2 protein-coding genes are annotated in these 1,928 nt (G+C 33.1%); both read left to right on the forward strand.

Features of this window, described 5'->3' with window-relative positions:
• Nucleotides 1–483, forward strand: a 483-nt coding sequence (locus AB1L08_RS22225) for an ABC-2 family transporter permease (RefSeq protein ID WP_489686541.1), incomplete at its 5' end; no start/stop codon positions are given.
• 10 nt (nucleotides 484–493) lie between these two features.
• Nucleotides 494–1,237 carry an ABC transporter permease gene (locus tag AB1L08_RS22230; RefSeq protein WP_164220057.1) on the forward strand — a complete coding sequence of 248 codons (744 nt, stop codon included), beginning with the start codon at nucleotides 494–496 and terminating at the stop codon, nucleotides 1,235–1,237.
• The last annotated feature ends 691 nt before the right edge of the window (nucleotides 1,238–1,928 follow it).

Here is a 1,928-nt window from a genome sequence, read left to right on the forward strand (position 1 = left end):
TGTTGGGGGAAAATTTTTTTATGCCTTCGTTCTAGCCCTTGGACTGTTTGGATTTACGAGACATCGCAATTAGCTTTAATGTTAGGCCTTTGGTTAATCGGGATGATGTTTGGTGGCGGAGACTCATTAGATTGGTCTCGACTCTTCCACTTTACGATGTTTCCCTATCTTAGTTCCTTTTCATTCATTAGTTTTCAACTTTGGATATCCATGAATATAAAAAATCAATCGATTCCTATTATTATAGGTGGATTGGGAATTGTAGCTGGATTATTTATGTTGCCATCCCCTGGTATTGCCAAATATTTTCCTTGGGTTATTCCTTATCAAATCACACTTTCTGAAGAAAATATCATTACAGACTTTTCCCATATTGTAAAACCACCAACCTTTCACTGGGAGTGGATTGGTATAAGTTTAATCGTTGGTTTTATCTTAGTTAGTTTGGGATCTTTGCAATTTGCAAGAAAAGAAATGATTTAGGGGGAACAGAATGTTAAAAAGCATATTATGGTCAGAATGGTTAAAAATTCGCTGTTATCCAAGTATATGGCTAATGATTTTTCTTCTTCCGCTTTTTCTCACAATTGTTGGGGTAATGAACTATACGACAAATCTGCATGTGTTTGAGGAAGTGGGCATGGTTGGGTGGATGGGCACCTGGACGCAAGTAGAATTCTTGTATGGTATGGTTTTGTGCCCAGTTTTATCCAGTGTGTTTGTTGCCCTCTTATGCCGTTTTGAACATGCATATGGAGGATGGGAGCAATTGCTGGCCTTTCCAATTTCTAAAAATGCAGTTTACTTATCCAAAATGATTTGGGCGTGGTCTCTAATCGGTTTGACAAATACGGTTTTATTTGGGTATTTTTTTGTAATTGGGAAATTAATGGGGGTCTCGGGGATTTTCCCTTTTATAAGTGTATTAAAACTGTTTTTCGGAGGATGGTTTGCAACATTGCCATTAATTGCAATACAACTTTGGCTATCCACTCGATTGAAAAATTTTGCTCTTCCAATAGCCATTAATTTTGCTTTTGTTATGCCTAATGTCTTTATATCCAGTTCAAAGTATGGAAAGTATTATCCGTGGTCCCAACCAGCTTATGCAATGACACCAGAGAACCAACTCGGAGTTATACAGTCTCTTCAAGATTTTTATTTGGTTGTTATTATTATATTTGTAATATTTTGTATAATTGGACTTTTTAATTTTGTGAGGATTGAGTTTAGATAAAGGGTAAATACAACTATGTGTATATTAATTTTTTTAACAAAGGAGATGGCTTAGTGAAAAATTTCTTATTTTGGATTGCATGTATTATTATGATCATCGCTATTCTATTTTTGTTTGGTCCTTTTGGAGAATTACTAACCTCTTTTTATAAGTACCCATAAACGTTAATTTATCAAGGAAAATGTTTTTGTGTTAACTACTGCTACCTTTCTTAGTAAATGAGTAAATAGGTTTATAAAAATTGAACAGAAAAATTATTAATTTAGAATAGGGGATGAAAAAGTACAAACAAAATAAAGGTGAAGAACACTCTATTTTGATATCTAAATAATATTGGATAAATATTATGAATGAAAAGGAATTAAATATTGGGAGATTATCCATATTCTCTCCATGAGGGAGAATCTATTAAAAGGGAGAATGTTATCCGAATATTCAGTTGGTTGCATTTTGAAGTATGAGTAAAATGTTTATAGGCAAATAAAAATAAAAAACATTAATTTTAGTTTTTTTGGGCAACAAATTTAATCCTTGGTTTTTTTCGAAATGGACGTGCTTTTTGTCCATTTTTGAAAAAACCAGGGTTAGCAAGCGAAGCGCGGTAGAATTATTTTTAATGGTTCAATAACAAAGTCTGGGTAAAATAATGTTCAAAATTCGACATAAAAAAGGAAAAATCCAAATCATCGTC

The sequence above is a fragment of the Siminovitchia jepli genome (assembly GCF_047228825.1).
In the GTDB taxonomy this organism is placed as follows: domain Bacteria; phylum Bacillota; class Bacilli; order Bacillales; family Bacillaceae_C; genus Siminovitchia.